This is a genomic window from Staphylococcus simulans (genome assembly GCF_025561465.1).
In the GTDB taxonomy this organism is placed as follows: domain Bacteria; phylum Bacillota; class Bacilli; order Staphylococcales; family Staphylococcaceae; genus Staphylococcus; species Staphylococcus simulans.
Genome location: NZ_CP095100.1, coordinates 801,389 through 824,368, shown reverse-complemented (window position 1 = coordinate 824,368; position 22,980 = coordinate 801,389). Strand labels below are relative to the sequence as shown.

27 protein-coding genes are annotated in these 22,980 nt (G+C 36.3%); 6 read left to right on the top strand and 21 right to left on the bottom strand.

The genetic code is table 11. From position 1 onward, the window contains the following. Positions 1-103: 103 nt before the first annotated feature. Positions 104-1,357, bottom strand: a complete 1,254-nt coding sequence (locus tag MUA87_RS03470) for a lipid II:glycine glycyltransferase FemX (RefSeq protein WP_262551301.1) — start codon at positions 1,355-1,357, stop codon at positions 104-106. A gap of 120 nt (positions 1,358-1,477) precedes the next feature. Here MUA87_RS03470 and MUA87_RS03465 point away from each other — a divergent pair, with 120 nt between their 5' ends. Further along, on the top strand, positions 1,478-1,729 hold the full coding sequence (locus MUA87_RS03465) for a hypothetical protein (protein ID WP_002479586.1): 252 nt from the start codon (positions 1,478-1,480) through the stop codon (positions 1,727-1,729). A 3-nt stretch (positions 1,730-1,732) separates the two neighbouring features. Here MUA87_RS03465 and MUA87_RS03460 read toward each other — a convergent pair whose 3' ends face one another. After that, entirely contained in the window at positions 1,733-2,488 is a 756-nt protein-coding gene (locus tag MUA87_RS03460; RefSeq protein WP_057509884.1) for a VOC family protein, read from the bottom strand. A 259-nt stretch (positions 2,489-2,747) separates the two neighbouring features. Between MUA87_RS03460 and MUA87_RS03455 the strand changes: the two genes are divergently transcribed. Both MUA87_RS03455 and MUA87_RS03450 read left to right on the top strand, forming a co-directional pair. Beyond that, positions 2,748-3,164, top strand: coding sequence for a MarR family winged helix-turn-helix transcriptional regulator (locus tag MUA87_RS03455; RefSeq protein ID WP_070625749.1), 417 nt, complete (start codon positions 2,748-2,750; stop codon positions 3,162-3,164). Between the two features lie 58 nt (positions 3,165-3,222). Continuing rightward, positions 3,223-4,371, top strand: coding sequence for an MFS transporter (locus tag MUA87_RS03450; RefSeq protein ID WP_052032787.1), 1,149 nt, complete (start codon positions 3,223-3,225; stop codon positions 4,369-4,371). A 35-nt stretch (positions 4,372-4,406) separates the two neighbouring features. On the opposite strand, the gene MUA87_RS03445 is transcribed toward MUA87_RS03450, so the two are convergent. The 4 genes from MUA87_RS03445 to MUA87_RS03430 are packed head-to-tail and all read right to left on the bottom strand — an operon-like array spanning position 4,407 to position 7,694. After that, complete coding sequence (locus MUA87_RS03445; RefSeq protein ID WP_105966500.1) at positions 4,407-5,012, bottom strand: response regulator transcription factor; 606 nt, start codon at positions 5,010-5,012, stop codon at positions 4,407-4,409. Continuing rightward, positions 5,009-6,109, bottom strand: a complete 1,101-nt coding sequence (locus tag MUA87_RS03440; RefSeq protein ID WP_262551300.1) for a sensor histidine kinase — start codon at positions 6,107-6,109, stop codon at positions 5,009-5,011. Before MUA87_RS03440 ends, MUA87_RS03445 begins: the two co-directional genes overlap by 4 nt. Beyond that, entirely contained in the window at positions 6,109-6,840 is a 732-nt protein-coding gene (locus MUA87_RS03435) for an ABC transporter permease (RefSeq protein ID WP_105978587.1), read from the bottom strand. Before MUA87_RS03435 ends, MUA87_RS03440 begins: the two co-directional genes overlap by 1 nt. Next, on the bottom strand, positions 6,837-7,694 hold the full coding sequence (locus tag MUA87_RS03430) for an ABC transporter ATP-binding protein (protein ID WP_262551299.1): 858 nt from the start codon (positions 7,692-7,694) through the stop codon (positions 6,837-6,839). The genes MUA87_RS03435 and MUA87_RS03430 overlap by 4 nt, the downstream gene beginning before the upstream one ends. A gap of 305 nt (positions 7,695-7,999) precedes the next feature. Here MUA87_RS03430 and MUA87_RS03425 point away from each other — a divergent pair, with 305 nt between their 5' ends. Beyond that, positions 8,000-8,344, top strand: a complete 345-nt coding sequence (locus MUA87_RS03425; protein ID WP_262551298.1) for a transcriptional regulator, SarA/Rot family — start codon at positions 8,000-8,002, stop codon at positions 8,342-8,344. 71 nt (positions 8,345-8,415) lie between these two features. Here MUA87_RS03425 and moaA read toward each other — a convergent pair whose 3' ends face one another. From moaA to MUA87_RS03395, 6 genes are read right to left on the bottom strand one after another with little or no spacing between them, the layout of a single operon-like run. After that, complete coding sequence (gene moaA / locus MUA87_RS03420) at positions 8,416-9,438, bottom strand: GTP 3',8-cyclase MoaA (protein WP_023014989.1); 1,023 nt, start codon at positions 9,436-9,438, stop codon at positions 8,416-8,418. Positions 9,439-9,483: 45 nt separating this feature from the next. Further along, on the bottom strand, positions 9,484-10,086 hold the full coding sequence (mobA, locus tag MUA87_RS03415; RefSeq protein ID WP_156666529.1) for a molybdenum cofactor guanylyltransferase MobA: 603 nt from the start codon (positions 10,084-10,086) through the stop codon (positions 9,484-9,486). Between the two features lie 4 nt (positions 10,087-10,090). After that, entirely contained in the window at positions 10,091-10,324 is a 234-nt protein-coding gene (gene moaD, locus MUA87_RS03410; protein ID WP_002479597.1) for a molybdopterin converting factor subunit 1, read from the bottom strand. Next, the gene (locus MUA87_RS03405) at positions 10,321-10,776 is read right to left on the bottom strand and encodes a molybdenum cofactor biosynthesis protein MoaE (RefSeq protein WP_002479598.1); all 456 of its coding nucleotides are present in this window, start codon (positions 10,774-10,776) and stop codon (positions 10,321-10,323) included. Before MUA87_RS03405 ends, moaD begins: the two co-directional genes overlap by 4 nt. Next, complete coding sequence (gene mobB / locus MUA87_RS03400; protein WP_002479599.1) at positions 10,773-11,255, bottom strand: molybdopterin-guanine dinucleotide biosynthesis protein B; 483 nt, start codon at positions 11,253-11,255, stop codon at positions 10,773-10,775. Before mobB ends, MUA87_RS03405 begins: the two co-directional genes overlap by 4 nt. Then, entirely contained in the window at positions 11,252-12,511 is a 1,260-nt protein-coding gene (locus MUA87_RS03395; RefSeq protein ID WP_156666528.1) for a molybdopterin molybdotransferase MoeA, read from the bottom strand. Before MUA87_RS03395 ends, mobB begins: the two co-directional genes overlap by 4 nt. Positions 12,512-12,574: 63 nt before the next feature. Here MUA87_RS03395 and moaC point away from each other — a divergent pair, with 63 nt between their 5' ends. Then, on the top strand, positions 12,575-13,054 hold the full coding sequence (gene moaC, locus MUA87_RS03390) for a cyclic pyranopterin monophosphate synthase MoaC (RefSeq protein ID WP_002479601.1): 480 nt from the start codon (positions 12,575-12,577) through the stop codon (positions 13,052-13,054). A gap of 298 nt (positions 13,055-13,352) precedes the next feature. Here moaC and MUA87_RS03385 read toward each other — a convergent pair whose 3' ends face one another. The 9 genes from MUA87_RS03385 to MUA87_RS03345 all read right to left on the bottom strand — a co-directional run bounded on the left by MUA87_RS03385 (position 13,353) and on the right by MUA87_RS03345 (position 21,997). After that, positions 13,353-13,862, bottom strand: a complete 510-nt coding sequence (locus tag MUA87_RS03385; protein WP_002479603.1) for a MogA/MoaB family molybdenum cofactor biosynthesis protein — start codon at positions 13,860-13,862, stop codon at positions 13,353-13,355. Between the two features lie 25 nt (positions 13,863-13,887). Continuing rightward, the gene (locus tag MUA87_RS03380; RefSeq protein WP_002479604.1) at positions 13,888-14,889 is read right to left on the bottom strand and encodes a ThiF family adenylyltransferase; all 1,002 of its coding nucleotides are present in this window, start codon (positions 14,887-14,889) and stop codon (positions 13,888-13,890) included. A 134-nt stretch (positions 14,890-15,023) separates the two neighbouring features. Continuing rightward, positions 15,024-15,644, bottom strand: coding sequence for an ATP-binding cassette domain-containing protein (locus MUA87_RS03375; RefSeq protein WP_060803661.1), 621 nt, complete (start codon positions 15,642-15,644; stop codon positions 15,024-15,026). 1 nt (position 15,645) lies between these two features. Further along, positions 15,646-16,317 carry a molybdate ABC transporter permease subunit gene (gene modB / locus MUA87_RS03370; protein ID WP_111440573.1) on the bottom strand — a complete coding sequence of 224 codons (672 nt, stop codon included), beginning with the start codon at positions 16,315-16,317 and terminating at the stop codon, positions 15,646-15,648. Positions 16,318-16,328: 11 nt separating this feature from the next. Then, positions 16,329-17,093 carry a molybdate ABC transporter substrate-binding protein gene (gene modA, locus MUA87_RS03365; RefSeq protein WP_060803660.1) on the bottom strand — a complete coding sequence of 255 codons (765 nt, stop codon included), beginning with the start codon at positions 17,091-17,093 and terminating at the stop codon, positions 16,329-16,331. Between the two features lie 140 nt (positions 17,094-17,233). Continuing rightward, positions 17,234-18,727: a UDP-glucose--hexose-1-phosphate uridylyltransferase gene (galT, locus tag MUA87_RS03360; protein WP_262551297.1), complete on the bottom strand. Its 1,494-nt coding sequence runs from the start codon at positions 18,725-18,727 to the stop codon at positions 17,234-17,236. Between the two features lie 16 nt (positions 18,728-18,743). Beyond that, positions 18,744-19,736: a UDP-glucose 4-epimerase GalE gene (gene galE, locus MUA87_RS03355; RefSeq protein ID WP_023014996.1), complete on the bottom strand. Its 993-nt coding sequence runs from the start codon at positions 19,734-19,736 to the stop codon at positions 18,744-18,746. An 11-nt stretch (positions 19,737-19,747) separates the two neighbouring features. Next, complete coding sequence (locus tag MUA87_RS03350) at positions 19,748-20,914, bottom strand: galactokinase (RefSeq protein WP_057509900.1); 1,167 nt, start codon at positions 20,912-20,914, stop codon at positions 19,748-19,750. 81 nt (positions 20,915-20,995) lie between these two features. Further along, on the bottom strand, positions 20,996-21,997 hold the full coding sequence (locus MUA87_RS03345; RefSeq protein ID WP_262551296.1) for a LacI family DNA-binding transcriptional regulator: 1,002 nt from the start codon (positions 21,995-21,997) through the stop codon (positions 20,996-20,998). A 147-nt stretch (positions 21,998-22,144) separates the two neighbouring features. Here MUA87_RS03345 and fdhD point away from each other — a divergent pair, with 147 nt between their 5' ends. Next, positions 22,145-22,954: a formate dehydrogenase accessory sulfurtransferase FdhD gene (fdhD, locus tag MUA87_RS03340; RefSeq protein ID WP_262551295.1), complete on the top strand. Its 810-nt coding sequence runs from the start codon at positions 22,145-22,147 to the stop codon at positions 22,952-22,954. Positions 22,955-22,980: the final 26 nt, after the last annotated feature.

Below are 22,980 nucleotides of genomic sequence, written 5' to 3'. Positions count from 1 at the left end.
TGATTTCACTCAACATTTTAGGTTTTTCCAAGAAAAAAGATTGAGACCAATATTAGTCTCAACCCCTTTATCTATACTTATGAAAATATGTTGTCTAACTGTATTATTTTCTGCCTTTTATTTTGCGAGAAACTTTGATTTTAGCTTTTGTTAATGCTGGTTTTGCTTTTTCAATCATATAATACAATGGTTTATTTAAGACATAATCAAACTCACCGATTTTTTCACTTAAATACGTACCCCATGTTTTCTTAAATGCCCATAAACCATAATGTTCTGAGTCTTTATCCGGGTCGTTATCTGTACCGCCGAAATCATATGTTGTAGCGCCTTTTTCACGCGCATAACGCATCATTTCAAACTGCATATGATGGTTCGGCAAGAAATCACGATAATCATTAGAAGATGCACCATATAAGTAATATGATTTGTGGCCACAGAACATAAGCAGTGCGCCTGATAAATAAACACCTTCTGGCTCACGTTGGTATAGTTCTTCCATTTGATCGATTAATTTTTGGTTACGCGCAATTTTAGCTTCAGCATCTTTGATTTTATTCAACGTCTTTTTATCTTGTTTCTTTTGTTTCAGACGTTCAATATCTTGTTCAACTTCTGCATTTTCACCTTTTAACTCTGTCAATACAGGTTTCGGTTCTAATTTAACCAAGAATAACTCTGCGTCGCCGTCAGGATGTAATGCATCGTAAATATTTTCAAAGTAGCTGATATCACGTGTTAAGAAACCATCACGTTCCCCAGTAATACGCATCAAGTCTGCGAAGATTTTAAGTTGATTGCGACCTGCACGTTCTACTTTCGTTCCACGTTTTAATGATAAACGTACTTTTGAACGGTTACGACGTTCAAAGCTTTGAATCAATTCATCATCTGTTTTATCAATCGGTGTAATCATTGTCATACGTGGTTGAATGTAATCTTTTGATAAGCCTTCTTTGAATCCTTTATGTTTGAATCCTAATTGTCTTAAATTACCTAAAGCATCCCCTGCTTTATCCACTTCTACATCTGGATCGATTTTAATCGCATAGGCTTTTTCATCTTCAGCAATTTCTTTTGTGTATTGAAGGAGGGCTTCGATGACTGCTTTATCATCATAATCTGCGACGAACCCTCTAGAGACATAACAAAGTGTATAAGGTAGTTTCGGTATTTTCTTGAATAATAATTGACCGACACCTTTAACTTTTCCATCTTCACCTACTGCGACACGTCTAGAGTACCAACCAGTCAGCTTTTTCGTTTCTGCCCATTGTGTGAGTTGAAGCAAATCACCATTGGGATGAGATTTAACAAATGCATCATGTTCTTGGTTCGTGATATTCATCTTTTCCATAAAATAAAAATCTCCTTTATTTTCCTTACACTATCTACTTATTATACAATGAAACTAAGTGACTTTCATGTCGTATCCTCACGTAACCCTATAAACTATAAAGATTCAGAGGTGAAAAGTGTGAGAAATATCTTTTTAATTATCATGATTATTTTAAATATCATTGTGATTAGTATAACATTAGTCAACCATGTTCAAATAGACAATCTCAGCTTGCGTGTATTCTTTACCGCATTTTCTTTAGTAACTGCTGTTTATCTTGTCTTATTACGTAAATCACGTGTTGATATGTGGCTAGCAATTATCTTATTCTTAATCGCTTTAACTTATGCGATCATGATTGCGAACGCAGTTTATCATTATGTGTACTAAATTTTAAGGTTCGAAGTGATAAGCTCCACCGCGTGTCACGATATGATAAGGTGTTTCGGCGGTTGTATCTTGAATAACAATCGCATACTTGTCTTTACGTCCTGATTGAATACGATATTCAATCGCTTCATCAGGCAATTTTAAAGTTGTGATTTCTTCATCTTCAGATACCACTTCCATACCAAACCAATCCCGCCATTGATTGACCACTAACGCTTGTTGTGTGGTTTGAATTTCAATGGCTTTTATTTTGAATTGCGGTTGAAATCTATTTTCTAACGCCTCAACACGTTCTTCTTCTGACTTATTCCACTCTATAAAGAACGGCGGTTTCAATTTCGCATCCGGCTGATTCAAATATAATAAACGCCAAGACGTTTGTTCACCTTTTTTATTTTCTCGGCCCATTTCAATTGGTCCTACGACATCTAACCCTTTCGCTTCAAACTCATCTTTAAGTTTGTCTAAATCATTTGTGCGTAAGGCGATTGCTTTAAAGCCTTGTTCGAAATTATCTTGTACGATTTTCGCAACGAAAGATACACGTCCTTCATTCGATTTAATAACCTTCTTCAACTTTTCTTCATCGTTTACACCGATAATTTCAATATAAGCCAAATCTGTATAAACCAATTTATTATATGTACCATAGCGATTGTGTAAGCCGCCTGGTGATAACTTCATTACTTCTCCTGGATACTCAAACTCATCAATATGCTTGATATAATGGATGATATGATCAAATTTCAACTGAACCATTTAGACCATCCTCTCTTCATTTTTCTTCATCTTATCAAATTATGAATCGAATTGCCTTTTGAAAGACTAATTTCAAAAAATCTCTTGATTTTTATTTGAGAATTTTCTACAATAGTAAAGTAAATTAGTTAGCTTAGCTAACCTTTTTAACGAAATCAATCAATTACCCTGCAAAAAAATCAAACTGATTTCGTTTATATATGAGGTTGTGACGTTTTTCTGAGGTCTCAACCTCTATCTTAATTTAAGGAGCTACAACATGGAAATCAATCAATTATTTAATAGCTTTACTGAATTATATAGACCTTATGTAAAAAGCGTTCAACCTTTACTTGATCAGTATCAGCTACATACTGCTCAATTTTTAGTTCTAAAGGATATTTACTTACATGAACCGACAACACTTGTCGAAATTTCTAAACGTCGTTGTATTGAAAAACCATCAACACGTAAATTATTAAAAGTGTTACATGAACACGACTTGCTGACTGTTACACCAGGGGAAGATAAAAGACAAAAACTATTAAGTCTGACGGACAAAGGTAATCAGATTTACCACGAAGTCATCGAAAAAGTAACAGCTCTTCAACAACAAATCGTTGAAGAAGCAGGTCTTAGTCAAGATGATATCGAGCAAACCATTCGAACGCTCAAAGCTATCAAACATCAGTTTTAAGGAGGGATTTCGCGTGGATCATTCTCAACACGCACCAATATGGACTAAAAGTTTCAATATGAACTTTATCGTCAACTTCTTCGTTTATCTTTGTATGTATCTGTTAATCGTTGTCATTGCAGGCTACAGTAAAAACGAATTTGGCGCTTCAGATAGTTTATCCGGATTAGTAACCGGATTATTTATTGTCGGCTCATTAATCGGCCGTTTTATTACAGGAAAATATGTCAATGCGATGGGACCTAAACGTACATTAATTATAGGATTGATTTTTCTTATCGTAACGCAAGCCCTTTACTTTATAGAAGGTTCATTAGGTTTCTTAATGTTTACCAGATTAATTAATGGTGTTGCGACAGCAGTTGCGACTACTGCGACAGGAACAATAGCTGCGTACATCACACCACCTGAACGTAAAAGTGAAGGTATCAGCATGTTCTCACTCAGTTTAGTTCTTGGAACAGCTGTCGGACCTTTCTTTGGTTTATTATTATCAAATCAATACTCCATTGATGTCTTATTCGCTTTATGTTTAGTATTAGGCATCATTGGTTTAGCTTTATCATTCTTCATTCATATCAATTTTGAAACAACTAAAGTTTCTGAAACTCAACCATCAAAAGGTTTCAGCTTAAGTCAATTTATCGCTAAAGATGCAGTACCGATTGCGATTGTAATTTTAGTAACAGGTGTGACTTACTCATCTATTCTGACATTCTTAAAATTCTTCGCAGAAGAGCGCAATCTAGTCGCAGTTTCAAGTTACTTCTTTATTTTCTATGCCTTAACATCATTAGTCACACGTCCAATTACAGGTCGTTTAATGGATAACAAAAACGAAAACGTTGTAGTTTATCCATCTTATTTCTTCTTACTTATCAGCTTTGTGCTTTTATTCTTTGCACATTCAGGCTGGATGTTATTACTAGCAGGTGCAGCGTTAGGTGTAGGTTACGGTAACTTATCATCACTTATGCAAGCTATTGCGATCAAAGTTACGACACCAGAAAAATATGGCCTAGCCACTTCTACTTTCTTTATCGGTATTGATTTCGGTATCGGCTTCGGCCCTTCTGTATTAGGTGTCTTCACTTCATCTATTACTTATGCACAACTTTATGGCTTCATGGCTATATTAACTATTATTACCGCAGGACTTTACTATGTCCTACATGGCCGCAAAGTAAAATATTTAGAACGCGCTTAATTATAAAAGTGCAGATCAAAACGGTCTGCACTTTTTTATATAATCCATCCTTTTTCAATAGCTTTTTTCCACGCATCAAAACGATTTTCTGTCTCCATTTTATCAATAATGACAGAAGTATAATTACGAACTGTCCCGTTTGAAAGAAAAAGCTTTTGTGCAATTTCTTTACTTGAATAACCATTGCCGATTTCTTTCAGTATTAATTGTTCTGAAGGCGTTAATGGATTTTTCTCATTAAAATATGTAGTCATCAGTGTTTCACTATATTCTTTTTGTCCTGCCATAATATTATGCATGGTCTGAATCAGTTCTTCTACGGAACGTTCTTTTAATACATAAGCATCTACATCATTTGCGACTGCTCTTTCAAAATAACCTGGTCTTTTGAACGTCGTTACAATAATGACTTTTGTATTTAACTTTGCTTCTCTTATTTTATTCAATACTTCTAAACCTGTTAATTCCGGCATTTCAATATCTAGAATTGCAATGTCAGGTTGATTGGATTCAATCATTTGCCATGCCTCTGCTCCACTTGAAGTATCAGCAATAATGTTTATATTTCCATCCATCTCTATAAGTTGAACCATCGCTTTTCTCAGCATTTCTTGGTCTTCAGCTAGAACAACATTTATCATAAATTATCACCTCGTGGAATTCGAATCATTAATGTAACACCTTGTTCAGATTTTATTGTAACTTCACCATCTAATAATGCTGCACGCTCTCTTATACTATGCAGTGTAGCTTCAGGTTTACTGATACCTTTGCCATTATCACTAATTATCAACGTAATGATGTGTTGCGCTTCTTTTAATGTACCAGTTACTTTTGTCGCATGTGCATGTTTAATAATATTATTGACCGCTTCTCTCAATAGCATAGCTAATATAGACTGTTGTCCTTTATTTAATGTTCTAGCAGTGGATTGTCCCTCGAAATCAAAAGTAATATCTGCTTGTTTTAATAGTTGATCTACAGACTTCACTTCTTCTTCAAAATCTTGAAATTTCAGATGTTCTACAATAGTTCTGACTTTATTTAATGCCTCTTTAGAAAGTTGATTAACTGCTAACATTTCTTCTTTGGCTTTTTCTGGATTTTGATCTATCAACTTAGAAGCAAGCTCAGATTTTATGCTCAAACTGGCAAATACATGACCTAACGTATCATGTAAATCTTGGCCGATTCTTTGACGTTCTTGTTCAGCAATCAATAAATTGATGTGACGATTTTTCTCTTTCATTTGCGCCCTTACTTTTTTATTTTCGATAAATCTAAAGTTAATGAACAACGAAATGATTACAACAAGAATCAGTACGACAACTATTGGTAAAGCTTTTGGAAGTAAGTATAATGAAAGACCAGATGCGATGAGTAAAGCAATATAAAATAGTATACTTTCCACTGACTTTACAGTCGCTTCATAAACATATGGCAACACATAAGAACCAAAAAAGAAAAACATGATAAATGTGCTGCCCATTGCCCAACAAAAATAAAGTGTGCCGATCAAATAAATCATCCATACAATCAACCGCTTCACTTTAAACTGATAAACATCAGATAAAATTAAAATACCATAATTAATTATGAATACAGCAATCACTATAACAGCAATTACTTTAGGTCCTTTGATGTCTTGATAAAATAAAGTGATAATTGGAAACAACAAGTAAATAAAACTCGCAACGCCCATTGGGTTTCCTTTTATTTTTCTAAGCAAAAAAGACATTACATCACGTCCGATTTCTTTTGAATAACTAAAGCAATGATTATAAATAGTATACAATACCCCAAAAGAAAACCAAGTGCCGCTATATTAATCGTTTGATGCTGAATAAAATCTAATCCTAGCTGTTTTAATCGGTAGGTCGGCATATATCGAGAGATAGAAGCTAGCCATTGAGGAAACAAGCTAATAGGAAACCATAATCCACCCACAATCGCTAAAACAATATACAATAAATTACCTATACTACTTGCTTGCTTCACATCTTTATGTTGTGCCAGTAATAACCCTATGGACAAAAATAAACTGGATCCAATCCATAATAATAATCCTGATACTAACCATTCATAAAGAGACATATGAATGTGTCTAATCATTCCTCCAACACTAAACATCAGAATAATTGAAAATAAAAAAAGACTCATGATTTTGAATACTTTAGCTACATAATATTTAATGGGTGTCATCGGTGTCGCAAAAAGTTTTTTCTGCCATCCGTTTTGTTTATCCTGTACTAATTCAACAGGGAAGGTCAACAAACAATAACTAGTTAAACTAAAGACCGTCATACTCATCAAACTTTCTTTATAAATTTGATTGGCTTCTGATTGTGGTACTTTAGTTAATGAAGTGAAAATCAAGAAAAATACTAACGGCATCCCTACTGAAAGGATAAGATATATTTTTTGTCGCAAAGTGATTGTCCAATCTAATTTCAAATATTTAAAAATCATGATAGAATCTCCCCTTCACTTTCAAATACATAATCTTCTAATGAACTTTTCTTAATTTCTAACTCATTTAAATCTATATCTATTTCAATCAATTGTTGTAAAACTTTTTGAACCTCATCTGTTTTGATTTGAAGTTCACTTTGATCCTTTTGATAACTAAATTGAGTTTGATTTTGAATGATTGACTCAAATTGTTCAGGTAGATATATCGTTGATGTTTTATCAAGGTGTTTTAATTGTGAAGGTGAACTATCATTCATTATCTTTCCTTGTTTCAATACGATAACGCGATCCGCAACCTTCTCTACTTCTTCAATATAATGCGTCGTATATAATATGGTAATACCTCGAGCCTTCAAATCATTTATGATGTTCCAGAAATAACGTCTTGTTTTAGCATCCATTGCAGACGTCGGTTCGTCTAAAAATATTAATAAAGGTTGTCCTGTTAACATCAATATAAAATCTAATAAACGTTGTTGACCTCCAGATAATTTAGTCGCGTATTGATTTAATTGTTTATCAGTAAACTGGGTCAATGTTTTAAACTTGTTGTAATCTAACGCTTTTTTATAAACCGATGAATAAAACGCATAGAGTTCTTTTACTTTGACCCATTCATTAAAGATTGATTTTTGAAATAATACGCCGATATTATTTTGTATAGCAGAATCCCTTTCAATACGCCCTTCATCTGGAACTAAATTACCTAAAATCAAATCAATCAATGTGGACTTACCTGCTCCATTTACGCCTATTAAAGCGATACATTCTCCTTCTTTTATTCCAAATGAAACATGATCTATTGCTTTAGTATTGTGGAATGATTTAGTTACACCGTTTACTTTTATCATTTAATCACCTCTTTATTTCCTTGATTTAATGATATATTTTTAAAAATTGTAAACATAGTAACGTTTGTCATAAATTCTCTATGACATTTGTCATTTTCTTGTTTTATACTTTTAGCACTTGAATCAACTTTTCTTTCAACATATTCAATTTCGGTTCATAATTTCCGTGATAACGCACTTTTTTTACTATTATAGTAAATTAAAGAGAATAGATTTATATTGAAATTCGTTATATAATATAATAAGTAAAACAATTATTATTCCTGGGGGAATACAACTATGAAAGGGCAAGAGGAGGAATATCAATGTCAAAGACAATTGATCATTTAATTGAGACAGAATGTAAACTTAGCCAGATTAAATATTGGCTAAAAGCAGAACATCATCTTACCATGGAGGAGTTCATTATTTTATACCGCTTCAATGGTACTGACAAAATTACAGGTAAAGTATTGAGGGATACCCTCCATTACGACATGAAATGGAATACGAGTAAAATTGATGTATTAATAAGAAAACTTTATAAAAGAGAACTGATCGCAAAAGAGCGTTCAGAAACTGATGAACGCCAAGTCTTTTATTTATTAGATAAGACACAACGTGAATTCGTCGCATCTGTCATCAAAGAATTTGAAACCTTCGTAAAGTAATCATTATGAAAAAGCACGCCTTTCCGAAAAAAATCAGAAAGACGTGCTTTTTATTATATATTTCATTCGACTTAACCGCCGATATAGTTCATATTAATTTTCTTACGTCTGCGATTTGCGACCGTTTGTTCAGTTCGTTCATCTGAATATCTGTCATCACGAATATGCCATAACTCTTCGAATTTCGCTTGTAATTCATCGTCCGTTTTACCAGAACGCATAAATTCTTTGACGTTAAATCCATCGACTGTGCTGAATAAGCAGCCATAGAATTTACCATCAGAAGATAAGCGTGCTCTCGTACATGTTGAACAGAATGACTGAGAAACACTCGTAATTAAACCGAACTGTGCTCCGTTATCTTTATGACGATAATATTTTGCGACTTCACCATAATATTTCGGTTCAACCGCTTCAATATCAAATTCATCTTCGACCATCGCAAGCATTTCATCTTTTGTGACAACTTTACTGAAGTCCCAGCCATTGTCATTACCGACATCCATAAACTCAATAAATCTTACAACAATATTTTTGTCTTTGAAGTACTGAATCATTGGGATGATTTGGTCATCATTGATACCTTTTTGAACAACAACGTTCACTTTCACTTTAAAACCGATAGATACTGCATAATCAATTTGTTCTAGGATGGTATCTGCTTTGATATTACGGTTATTGATAGATTGGAATAATTCGTTATCAATAGCATCTAAGCTGACATTGATACGTCTTAATCCGGCATCATAGAGTTTTTGTCCATGTTTTTTCAACAATAGACCATTGGTAGTCAGACCAATATCTTCTACACCGTCGATTTCATTAAGAGCGGCAATTAATTTATATAAATCTCTACGCATTAAAGGTTCCCCGCCAGTGATACGAATCTTCTTCACACCTAGGCGAGTATATACGCGAGCAATTCTTTCCATTTCACTAAAAGTCAATAATTCATCTTTGGGTAAAAAGACAAAGTCATCGCCGAAAATTTCTTTAGGCATACAATAATCACAGCGGAAATTACAGCGATCTGTCACGGATAATCTTAAGTCACGAATCGGGCGACCTAATTTATCTGTTATTTGTTTTACCATCTTTTGACCCCCTTTTCTTTCTCTCTTATCGCTTGATACATCTCATCAAAGCGATTGATTTCTGACTCTGGCTAAATCATCTTGGTAGTTAATATTTTGGTACCAATCAGGTCTTGTATCAACCTCATGAACATCCAGCCAATCAGAAGCGACTTGGTTATAAACATGTTTCATACTGTAATCATCGGATTCTAGTGCACGTGCAATGACTGGCAAACACGTCGGACTATAAAATGCGATAGTAGGAATCGGATACCCCTCTTCTTCATACCCCGCAATATCTAACTGATCTTCAATGACATGTTCAACCATAAATTGATATAACGTGCTGACAGCTTTTTCTGTGATTAACGGTGTATCTACTGAAATCACAAAGAATAGTTCTGCTTCAAAATCTTGCTTCATTACTGAGTAGATGCCTGAAAGCGGTCCTTTCGCTTGATGTTCTTCATCATCTACGACCACTTTGACATCTTCAAATTGATCAGCCAATTCCGCACTAGAACTAATGATAATCTCATTAAACATATTGGCTTCATTCAAGGCTTCGATAATATGTTGATAAAACATTTTACCATTGAGCCTCGCAAATGCCTTAGGCGAACCGAAACGTTCTGAACGTCCGCCTGCTAAAATAATTGCTTTCACTTTCTTAACCTCCGCTTACCGGTGGAATCAACGCAACGACATCAGAAGGTTGAATCATTTCATCATTTGGCACAAATTCTTCATTCAAGGCGATTTGGAATTGTTTGCCGCTGATTTCTGGATACGTTTCAAATAAATATTTTTTAAACGCCTCTACTGTCATTTCATTCTCTAGTTCAAATTCTTCTGTACCTTTTTGTAAGATTTCTTTAATCTCCGCAAAATAAAGGACTTTCATTCTGTTTGCCCCCTTTCAATGGCATCTTCATGGTAACCACGTTGATGACCGATCCATTGTGCGCCATCTTCCCATATTTCTTTCTTCCAAATCGGCACTACTTCTTTAATACGATCAATCGCATATTCATTTGCCGCATAGGCATCTTTTCTATGTGGTGAAGAAACTGCGATTAATACCGCAATATCGGAAATATGCAATGGTCCGATACGGTGAACAATGCTGACAATCGTGCCAGGCCATTGTTCGTTGATTTCATCGCCGATTTGAGCTAATTTTTTTTCAGCCATTGGCACATAAGCTTCGTACTCAAGATGTTCTGTACGAATGCCTTTTGTCCATTCTCTGACATGACCTGTAAAGACCACTACTGCACCCTGATGCGGTGTCAGTGTAAAGTCTCGATAAGGTTCTGTTTGAATCGGCTCAGTCACAACTTCAAATTGTTTCATTTTGACTCATCCTTTTTTCTATCGATAAAAGTTAATAACCACTTTTTAAAATGACTTAACTCTGTATTTTTTTGAAACGGTAACTTATATTGTACATGACTCAGCTCAGATAAAGAAACTAATTCCGCTTCATCTCTATAAATAATCACTTTATCATAATCCGCTTGTTTAAAACCTTCAACTAGTAACACATCATAATCAATCGTGACCGCTGATTCAATAATGTGGGATAAAGTTTGTTCTGTTGTACGTGTGACTGTTTCTCTTAACGCATGACCTTGCACAATGCTTTGGTCTGCCCCTGCTTCAAAATGTTTCATATGATCGACTTCTGCTGCTTGTAAGGTAATATCTTCACTACCATGTCCATGATGTTTAATCGTCACTACACGATAACCTTGCGCTTTCAGAAACTTAACTGTTTCTGCCATCAAGGTTGTTTTGCCAGAATTTTTATATCCCACAATTTGTAAAATCATAGTGCTAATTCCTCTTCAAAGGTATCTGTTTCAGTCAGAATGACATCCACTGTGTAGCCTTTTTCAAAGCCGCGTGTACCGCTCGGCAACATAATCATCGCATTACTGTGTGCAATCGCGACAACCGCACCTGATTTGTTGAAACCAGAAGGTACTACTGTTGTTTGTAAACCATTTAATGTAGCTTTTGCACGAATGAAACGTGTGAATGGATTGGCTTTTTTGAAGTCTTCCATCAATGTGGCTTTTACAACTTGAGGGAAACGTTCAATCGCACCCATCATATTTAAGACTGCTGGTTTTACGAACAATTCAAATCCTGTATAGCACGCAGATGGATTCCCTGATAAACCAAATAAATATTGGTTATTTGCGACAGCAACTGTTGTGACACTGCCTGGACGCATTTGTACTTTATTGAATAATACTTCTGCACCGATTTCTTTGTAGATAGCTGGTAAATAGTCGAAGTCACCAACAGATACACCGCCTGTTGTGATGACCATATCATGAGAAGCAAGTGCTTCTTTAACGACTGCTAAACTGCTGTCGAAATCATCTTCTTGAATTTTATAAACTTCACAGTCTAAGCCGAATTGATTTAGTAAGCCTTGAATCATCGGTCCATTAGAATTACGGATTTTACCTGGTTCTAATTCATCACCGACATCTAATAACTCACTGCCTGTCGCAATAATAGCTGCAGAGGGTAAGCGACGTACAGGCACTTCTGTATAACCGAAGGTCGCAAGTACTGCGATAGCCCCAGCATTAATACGTTGGCCTTCTTTTAATACGACATCTCCGACTTCTGTTTCCTCACCTTTTAATGAAACATTTTCATTATGTTCGAAGGTTGTACGAATCGTAAATGAATGTTCACCTTCACGTGTTTGTTCTAACATCACAACTGCATCTGCACCTGCTGGAATTTCTGCCCCTGTCATAATACGGACAGCTTGGTTCGGTCCGACTGTTTTATCTGACACACTGCCTGCACCGATGTGATCAATGACTTCAAATTCAATACGGTTGTCACCGCTTGCACCTTTTGTATCTTCACTTCTTAACGCAAAGCCGTCATAAGGTGATTTATTAAAACGTGGGATTTCATACGTTGCCACGATATCTTCAGACAGTATATATCCTAAACTGTCATTTAAAGGCACTTGTTGTGTTTCTGTACGAAATTCTTGTGCTACCACACGTTTGATTGCTTCTTTTACCGCAATTGGATTTCTTTTTTCAACTGGCATAAACTATCTGCTCCTAACATCTATTTTATTTCATGCTATAATGTCTAAGCGAGGAGGAATAACATGTCTGAATTTACTCATATCAACGCTCAAGGTAATGCGAAAATGGTCGACGTTTCTGATAAAGACATCACAAAACGTGTTGCGACAGCACATTCAAGCATTACTGTTAACGAAGCGATTTACAAGCAAATTGTAGAACATACAAATAAGAAAGGTAATGTGCTGAATACTGCCCAAATCGCGGGAATCATGGCAGCTAAGAATACCTCTACGATTATTCCTATGTGTCATCCGCTCTCACTGACTGGTATCGATATTGCCTTTGAATGGGATACAACATCGTCATATACACTTAATATTGAAGCTACAGTCTCTACATCAGGTAAAACCGGTGTAGAAATGGAAGCTCTCACAGCCGCTTCAGCAACGGCTTTAACCGTTTACGATATGACCAAAGCACTTGATAAAGGGATGGTCATCGGCGAAACTTACCTTATCTCAAAATCTGGCGGAAAATCCGGGGATTACCGCAGATCATAAACTATTGTTGTTCATGCTTTACCCTTTTATACGTAAACATGAACTTCACAACAGCACTACGGAACCATTGACGTTGTGATTTTACTGTCACAACGTACAATCGTTCCGTTTTTTTCATGTTACTCCTATTATATAATGCGAATTCTTTAAGTTAAATAGGCTGAATGGATGAAAAAACTGATGAAATCTTATGAAATCAGTGATTGGCTTCAGTGTTTTCCCTTATTCAATCAAACAGTACAGTGAAGAAGCGGTTAGTCTTCTACCTGAGTAAAATCTAACCGCTTCTTCTTGCCTTTTATTTTGTTAATTCATGAATGAGATGATTCAATTCAGGTTTAATTAATTTTTCAATCGCTAATCTTACCGCACCAGATGAACCTGGCAATGAGAAAATCAATTGTTCACCTACTGTACCGCCGACAGCACGTGATAATAAAGCACGTGTTCCCACATCTTCAGCATAACTTAAATATCTGAATAACTCTCCGAAACCTTCAATTTCTTTTGTTAATAAAGGAGTTACTGCTTCAATCGTCACATCACGTTGTGCGATACCTGTACCGCCCGTTGTAATAATGACATCCACATCTTCATTCAACCATTGTTGTACTTGTTCAGTAATCGCTTGTTTATCATCTTTGACGATTGTGTAATGATCATCTGTAATTTCCACATTAATCTCTGATAATAATTCTTTAGCTAAATTACCACCTTTATCTGTTTCTTTTGTTCTTGTATCAGACACAGTTAAGACTGCTGCGTTGATGGTTCTATCTAATTTGACATTCACGTGTTCATTTTTCATTCATTAGGCCTCCTATGTGATTTACTCAACCGAGTAATTGGTTCATTAATTTAATCGCTTCTTCAGGTTTTGTCATGCCATGTATCAACATGCGTCCGCCTGAGAAGCTGACGATTCGATGATTGTTGAATTCGAAGCGAATCATATAAGGGTTCGCATGATACTTAATATGATGCGTTTCAAGATATTCCTTCAACATTTCCTGGGTAATATCCTCATTATTGTATTGAACTGTATCTCTTCCGCATAATGTCGCAAACTGTAAATCAGTATGATTTAAATGCGGATAGGTCGCATGTTCACTACACGTATGACAATCAGCTTTAAACATACGACTGAATCCGAATGTATAGTGTGTCCCTTCCCAAATATCACCATAAGTTAATTTAGGCGTAAAAGGTGTTTCAGTCAGGATTTTCAATGCATCACGTGTTTGTAAACTCGTGGTCATGGTTACCGCTGGTTGAATTACCCCTACTGTATCACACGTCATGTTAATGACTGGTAATTGCGGCATCAGACAGTTGAAACACGGAGTTTGTCCAGGAATGAAAGCTGCTTCGATATATGTACTTTGTACAACCCCGCCATATATCCAAGGTATATTATATTTATACGCAAAATCATTCACTAATAAACGTGTATCGAAATTATCTGTCGCATCTAAAATTAAATCTACCTCAGTTCCATGCGTTTCTAGAAACTGGGGATTGACTTGAGCGATATGCGCCTCAATGATGACATCACTTCGGATTTCCTGCAGCTTTTCTTTCGCCGCAATCACTTTCGGCATCGCGTCTGTCGCATCTTGTTCTGTAAACAACATTTGACGTTGTAAGTTGCTGAACTCGATGTAGTCACGATCAACAATCGTTAACTGTTTGATGCCCGCTCTGACTAAACCGTCCGCAATGTGTGTTCCTAATGCACCCATGCCGATTATCAGCGCATGTTTTTGCGCAATTTTCTCTTGGCCTTCTCTGCCTATATGTTTAAACAAAATTTGTCTGGAATAACGTTCTGACATCTTTCGATTCCTTTCTTAAAGTGCATTGTCTTTATTATAAGACGAATAGAGACGTGTTACAATCGTTCGAATTGTAGTATGTCACCTAAAATCCGGTCATGCCAATAGAAGACAGACCGGATTGAAACTTTTTATTATTCAGCTGGTACAGAACTTAACGTTATAATTTCATCCGCCAATTGTTCTGCTTCGTAATTAGAATGTGTCACAAAAATAATCGGGATTTGCCATTCATCAAAGAGTCGTTTCACTAAACGCATACTTTCTTCTTTCGTCGCATCATCCAAACTAGAAAATGGTTCATCTAATAAAAGTAAATCAGGACGTGTGCTTAATGCACGTGCTAATGCGACGCGTTGTGCTTCCCCGCCTGATAATCTAGCTGGATATTGTTTTTGTAAATAACTGATGTTTAATTGATGCATCAACGCTGTAATATGTTCAGAAGGTTGCGCCATAAACGTGATATTTTGAAAAACTGTCATATTCGGAAACAATTGATAGTCCTGAAATAAATAACCTAAATGACGCTCTTGAATTTTAACATTCACAGATGATTGCGTATCCGTTAACACACGTTCGTTGACTTTGATATAAGCGTTATCTGCAGCCCTTAAGCCTGCGATCATATTCAAAACAGTCGTTTTCCCCACTCCTGAAGGTCCTCGTATCGCATAAATTTTAGGTACTGTATCTTGAATATCTAACTTCAGTAACTGTCCTTTTAATTGATGTGTAATTTGGATGGTCAACATCTTAATCCACCTCCAAATAACGATCTTTGTTCATTAAGTTAATCGTACCAATAACAGTAATCGCAAATGCGACTAATACTAATACCCATAGCCAAGCTTGGTTCTCTTTGCCTTGTTCAACTAAGAAATAAATCTCTAAAGGCAACGTATTGGTTTTATTTGGAATATAACCCGCTACCATTAAGGTTGCTCCGAACTCACCGATTGCACGCGCAAATGCCATCATCACACCAGATAAAATAGCACGCTTAGATAGCGGTAAAATCAGTCTGAAGAAAATTTTATTTTCACTTGCACCCATTGTTCGTGCTGTATTCAACATTTTATGATTAATACCTCTAAAACCTTGAATCGTATGTTGATACATTAATGGAAAACTGACAATCACAGAGGCAATAATTGCACCAGTGATTGTGAATATGACAGGCATATGTAAAACATTTGTCATAAATGCGCCTACAGGGCTTCGTGGTGAGAAAACAATTAATAATAAGAACCCCATGACTGTCGGAGGTAACACAATCGGCAGGATAATAATACTCTCAAGAAGTGTCACAATACGTCCACGACGTCGATATAACAGTCTTGAAATTAAAATCCCAAGTGCTGTTACAATAATCGTGCTGATTACAGCCACTTCAATTGATATCCAAAATGGCGTTAAATCAGGCATTTCCACTCCTCCTACGCTTCAAATTGATAATCTTTTAAGATTTGTTTCGCTTCATCTGATTTTAAGAACTCAATCCAAGCTTTCGCTGTCTTATTATCAGATGTTGTTCCGGCTTCATAAACAATCGGTTGTTTTAATTTCACCGATTCGATTTCTTTTACTTTATCATTTTTAGTTTTGTTTTTATATAAATCCGTTTTATAAACAAAACCGAGTTGCGCGTTCCCTTTTTCCACATAATTCAAGACTTGACGGACATCTTTCGCAAAGACAAGATGATCTTTAACGCTGCTGTATAATCCATTGTCTTTTAAGTAACCTTCTGCGTATTTACCTGCAGGTACAGAGTTCACTTCGCCTATCGCAAGTTTTTGTCCATCTTTTAAATCTTTGACTGATTTTAAATCAGTGCCTTGTTCACCAATTAATACAAGTTGATTTCGCGCATAATCATAAGTGTTATCAGCTTTCTTCTTATCTTTTAACGCTTGGACATCTTTTGTGTTGGCTGACATAAACACATCAACAGGTGCACCTTTTTCAATTTGTTGTCTTAACGATCCTGATCCGCCGTAGTTAAATGTAATATCAACATCTGAATGTTTTTTCTTAAATGCTGTTTCTAAATCTTTCGTCACATCCGTTAAACTTGCGGCAGCTGCGACATGTAAAGTATTTTCTTTTTGATTACTGTTTGTTTCTTTTTTATCATTTGAACATCCAACAACAACTAAGCAGACGCTCAACAGTATAACCGCAAAGTATTTCAACTTCATCTTGAAGAAGCCTCCTAAAAATGATTAATTCACTCTCGATTATACGCTTTCGGTCCATAAATTCCAATTTGAATTTAACCATTATCTTTTGTCTTCTCACAAGAAAAAAGGCCAATATGACATTGACCTTTTGATTATAATTATAAAGTTTGAACAAAACGTTTAAAGGCTTCTAAGCCTTCAGTATCACGTTTAAACACACCTGCATCTTCTAAGACACGTTTGAATTTCTGACCTACAGCATCTAAAACAATACCTTCAGCATTTTCAGGTGTAAATTGATGTTTCGCTTTTAGTTCATCTGCGAAATCTTGATGCACACCTAAATCTATATCAGTTTCACCTAAAACATATTGTTCGACTTGTTTAAGCTCATGTTTTAAACGTGCTGGTAAAATCGCAGTTCCCATCACTTCGATTAAACCGATGTTTTCTTTTTTAATGTGTTGTACATCTTGGTGCGGATGGAAAATACCATCTGGATAATCTTCTGATGTTTGATTGTCTCTTAGTACTAAATCTAATTCAAAACGACCTGTTTCTTGACGGTAACGTGCAATTGGTGTGATGGTATGATGACGTTCGCCCGCTTCACTTTGTGCTTTGACTTGAACACTTTCATCACTGTACGCATTCCATTGATTGAAAATATGTTCTGCCGCATCAATGAGTTGTGCTTGATTATTACCTTTTAAACGGATTACACTCATCGGCCAATCTAACAACACCGCTTCTACTTCAGGATAATCATCAATAGTAAAACGTTCTGTTTCTGTCGCATTATCCATCGGGAAAGTGTGGCGCCCTGTTTGGTAATGGTTGTGAGACAAGATTGAACCGCCTACAATCGGCAAGTCCGCATTAGATCCCGCAAAATAGTGCGGAAATTGCTTCACAAAGTCTAATAGATTCACAAAAGTTTGTCGTCCAATCTTCATCGGTACATGTTGTGCAGATAATACGATACTATGTTCTGGGAAATAAGCGTATGGTGAAAATTGGAATCCCCAGTCTTCTCCATCTAACTTAATAAGCGCAATTCGGTGATTACGACGTGCTGCTTGGGTTACAGAACCTTGGTAACCTTCATTTTCCATACATAACGCACACAAAGGGTAACTTGTTTGTTTTGCTTCTCTTGCTGCCGCAATTTCTTTCGCATCTTTTTCAGGTTTAGACATATTAATTGTAATTTCTAAGTCACCATAGTTCGTTGGTGTATAGAAATGAATATTTTGTGCGATGGCATCTGCCTTAATATAGTGGTTGCGCATACAAATATCATATAAATATTGCGTCGCTTTCTCCGGGCTGTCTTGATACAACTGTCTAAAGTTGCGATTAATAGTTGAAGGTTTCGGTGTGATTAAATCTAATAGTTTCGTTTCAACCATTTCTTTTTGATATACCGCATCTTCTATTAAGTGATGTTCAATCATTCGATTAATCCAGTGTTGTGCAATCGCATTCGGTGTATCAAGTTCTGAGATATCTCTCTCCTCATGTTCGATATCTTCTGCTTGTGTAATCTCTAGCACTAGGTTTTGAATATAGAAAGCATCTTCCTTTTCAAAGTCCCCATATTCTACTGCATATGAAATAAAGCGTTGTATCAGCTGTTGATTCAGCTTCATGATACGGCCTCCCTTTTTATTTATCTTCGTAGCCATTCGGATGTGCGCGGTGCCAATGCCAAGCAGTTTCAATAATTTCATGAATATCATCATGTTTCGGCTCCCAGCCTAACACGTTACGTGCTTTATCACTTGAAGCGATTAATTTACTTGGATCACCTGCACGACGTTTGCCGATTTCTGATTTAATCTTTTCACCAGTCGCTTGGCGTGCTGCTTCCACAATTTCAATAACAGAATAACCTTGACTGCTGCCTAAGTTGAATGCGCCGCTCTCACCGCCATCTTTTAAGTAACGATACGCTAAAATATGCGCTTCAATTAAATCTGTGACATGTAAATAATCTCTGACACATGAACCATCTTCTGTATCATAATCTACACCGAATATCGTAATCGCATCTCGTTGTCCTAACGCTGCTTCTAATACAATAGGAATTAAATGTGTTTCCGGATTATGATCTTCACCAATCGTACCATCTTCACGTGCACCTGCGACGTTGAAGTAACGTAATGCTGCATAGTTCATACCATATGCGTTATGGCACCAATGCATCATTTTTTCCATCATCAATTTACTTTCGCCATAAGGGTTGGTCGGTGCTTTTTTCGCATCCTCTGTAATCGGGACAACATCTGGTTCACCATAAACTGCTGCTGTTGAAGAAAAGACAATATCATTCACATCATGTGCTTTCATCACTTCAAGCAACACTTGCATACCATAGACGTTATTATTGAAATAATCTAAAGGTTTCTCTACCGATTCTCCAACTAATGAATAAGCACAAAAATGGAAGACACCTTCAACATTTTCCGTTGCGAACACTTGATTTAAGAATTCGCTGTCACGAATATCTCCTTCATAAAAACGTGCTGCTTTAGGTACGGCACCTCTATGACCTGTTCCTAAATTATCCACCACTGCGACATCATAACCAGCATCTATCAATTGATGCGCTGCATGGCTGCCGATATAACCAGCACCGCCTAATACTAAAACTGACATGATTTTCCTCCTTAAAGTTCGATTGTTTTCACGCCGTCACCGATATTGACATGGTAAAACGATGGCGCATAACCAATCTTGTCTGTATAAATACGAGAGACTTCATCTTCTAAATCTTTAACTTTTGATTGATGAACTAAAGCAATCGCACATCCTGCGAATCCTGCACCTGTCATACGTGCACCAAGGACTCCATCAACATTTTGTGCAGATTCTGCTAAAGTATCTAGCTCTGTGCCCGTCACTTCATAATCATCCTTCAATGAAGCATGGCTTTGGTTTAATAATTCACCAAAGCGTTCAAAGTCTGATTGCGCTAAAGCATCATACGCTTCTTTAACACGTGCGTTTTCAGTAACTGCGTGACGTGCACGACGACGTATCGTTTCATCTTCAATTAAATGCGCATATTTTTCGAACGTTTCAACATCTAAATGTCCTAACGCTTCAATATCCAATTCTTGTTGAAGTAACGCTAATGCTTTCTGACATTCTTCTAATCGTTCATTATATTTAGATTCTGCTAATTCACGACGCTTATTCGTATTCATAATAGAAATCGTGTAATCTCCGAATTCAGTTGGGACATAATGATACTCTAACGTATGCGTATCTAATAAAATCGCTTGATCCTTTTGACCCATACCCACAATGAACTGGTCCATAATACCTGAATTGACACCGATAAATTTATTTTCTACTTTACGTCCAAGTTGAATTAATTCTAAGCGCTCTACATCTAAGTTGAAGAGTTGCTTCATTAACCAACCTGTCAGCATTTCAATAGAAGCTGAAGAAGATAAGCTTGCACCGTTTGGAATGTTACCTTCAACGATGACATCAAATCCTGAGTCAATTTTATAACCCGCTTCAATTAAAAACTTAACCATGCCTTTTGGATAGTTCGCCCAACTATGGTCAGCATTGTAATCTAAATCATCTAATGAAAATGAAATAATACCTTTTTCTTCAAAGTTCAAAGAGTAAAAACGAATCGTACGATCTTCACGTTTACGTGCTAAACCGTATGTGCCCAATTCAATAGCAGCTGGGAATACATAACCGCCATTATAATCTGTATGCTCTCCGATCAAATTAATACGTCCTGGTGCGAATGCGGCAACATCTGGCTTTGTTTCAAAATGCTTTTCAAATTGCGTTTGCATAGATGCCAACATAATATAACTCCTCTCACAAGGTAAATTTATTAGTAAACACAATTAAAGTTTATTTGTTTACTAAATGTTTTGTCAACACTTTCATTGGTTCTTAAAAGAAAAAGATTGTCGCTCTATTTGTTTCGTTTGTATCACAATATGCATGGCAGATTGACGTGTTTTTTGAATACGTTCTTTTGCCATTAAGACAGCACTTTTACCAAACTGCTCGATATCAATACGCACACTCGTCAATGATGGTGTTACATATTGATTCACATCTAAGTCATTGAATCCGATAACCCCAGCATCTTTAGGGATTGTGACACCTCTTTGTTGGAGGCCTTGAATTAAACCGATTGCGACCATATCATTACCCGCTATCAACACATCTGGGATAGTGTCCGCTTCTGTTATCGCTTCAAAACCATCTTCTCGTTCCCAACCGATTAAATTGCCATTCGGTATCTCATCATGTTGTTGACACCAAGAAAGATATGCGTGATATCTTGCATCATTTTCATACGCTTCTTTCCCATCTAAATTACGTTCTTCGCGTATGCCTCCATAGTAAGCGATATGTGCATCATGATAAGTGTCCCTGATTTGATTCAGCAGCTGATACATGGCTTGTTCTAGATCAGAGTACACTGCATCGATATAATCAGGAACTTGCTTATTATTAATCACCACCATATTAGGGTTATGGCGATAAATTTCTTTTAAAGCTTCCAATGAGAAATTACCGATGACTAACACTGCGCCTGCTTTTTTCACAACTTGTAAATCTTGTTTTTTAAATCCTGTTTCAATTCTAAGTGTCTTCTTTAATGTTAAATTTAATTTCTTAATTTCAGACTCTATTGCTAAACGCAATTCACGATGAAACGGGTCAGCCATTTCTCTTCTGCGAGACGCATAGGTAATAATTTGAACTTGGCGATTTACACGTTCTGCTTTGTGATATTCAAGTTCTTTTGCAGTATTTAAAATACGAGTTCTTGTACTGTCGGCTACAGACAATGTCGGATCTTCATTAAGTACACGCGACACTGTACCTGGACTGACACCCGCTTGTTTTGCGATATCTCTAATACTTGCCATAATTGACACCTCTCTTTTGTTTACTTTAAGTTTACTACGCTCTGTTTACTTGTACAACTTTTCATTTTAAATAATGAAACATTTCATGCAAATCTTTTTTGTAAATTGAAGTGATGTAGTATATTGTTAAATTAAGGAGTCATGCATATGAATAAAGATAAAGATGTTTTAACGAATCAGACAATTGTCCGCTTTGAAGATGGAGAATTATTTGAAACAACTGATAGTTATGTTACAGAATTTCCATTAACTGTCATGGTTAATGGCGAAGAATTTGCAACCGTCATCTGCAGTCCAGACCACATGGAAGAATTGGTGCTGGGCTTTTTAGCGTCTGAAGGTGCAATTTTAAAACGCAGTGAATTGAAATCGATTCAAATAGATGACAGCAAGGGGTTTGCACATGTTGAATTAACGAAAGACTTAGGGGATCGTTTCGAGTATTCAACCAAGCGCATGATTGCTTCATGTTGCGGTAAAAGTCGTGAGTTTTATTTCCAAAATGATGCGGCGGTGGCTAAGACATCATTGTCGAATATCGCACTCACACCTCAACAGGTCATCAATATGATGACGAGACTACAAACTGCAAGTAAACTGTTCAAACGTACAGGCGGCTTGCATAACGCGGCCATCAGCGACGGTGATGATTTCTTTGAACACCGTCAAGATATCGGTCGACATAACGCACTCGATAAGTTATATGGTTTCTGTATTGAACGTCATATTCCTGTTCGAGACAAAGTCTTAATTTTCAGCGGTCGTATTTCATCAGAAATTCTGATTAAAGCGGCTAAAATCGGAGTTGGTGTTATTCTTTCTAAATCCGCACCGACTACGTTAGCTGTGACGCTTGCGAACGACTTAAACATAACAGCCATTGGATTTATCAGAGATGGCAACTTCAATATTTATAGTCACCCAGAACGAATAAAAGCTGTGTCCTCACAAGATTAACTTGTGAAACACAGCTTTTTTGTTTG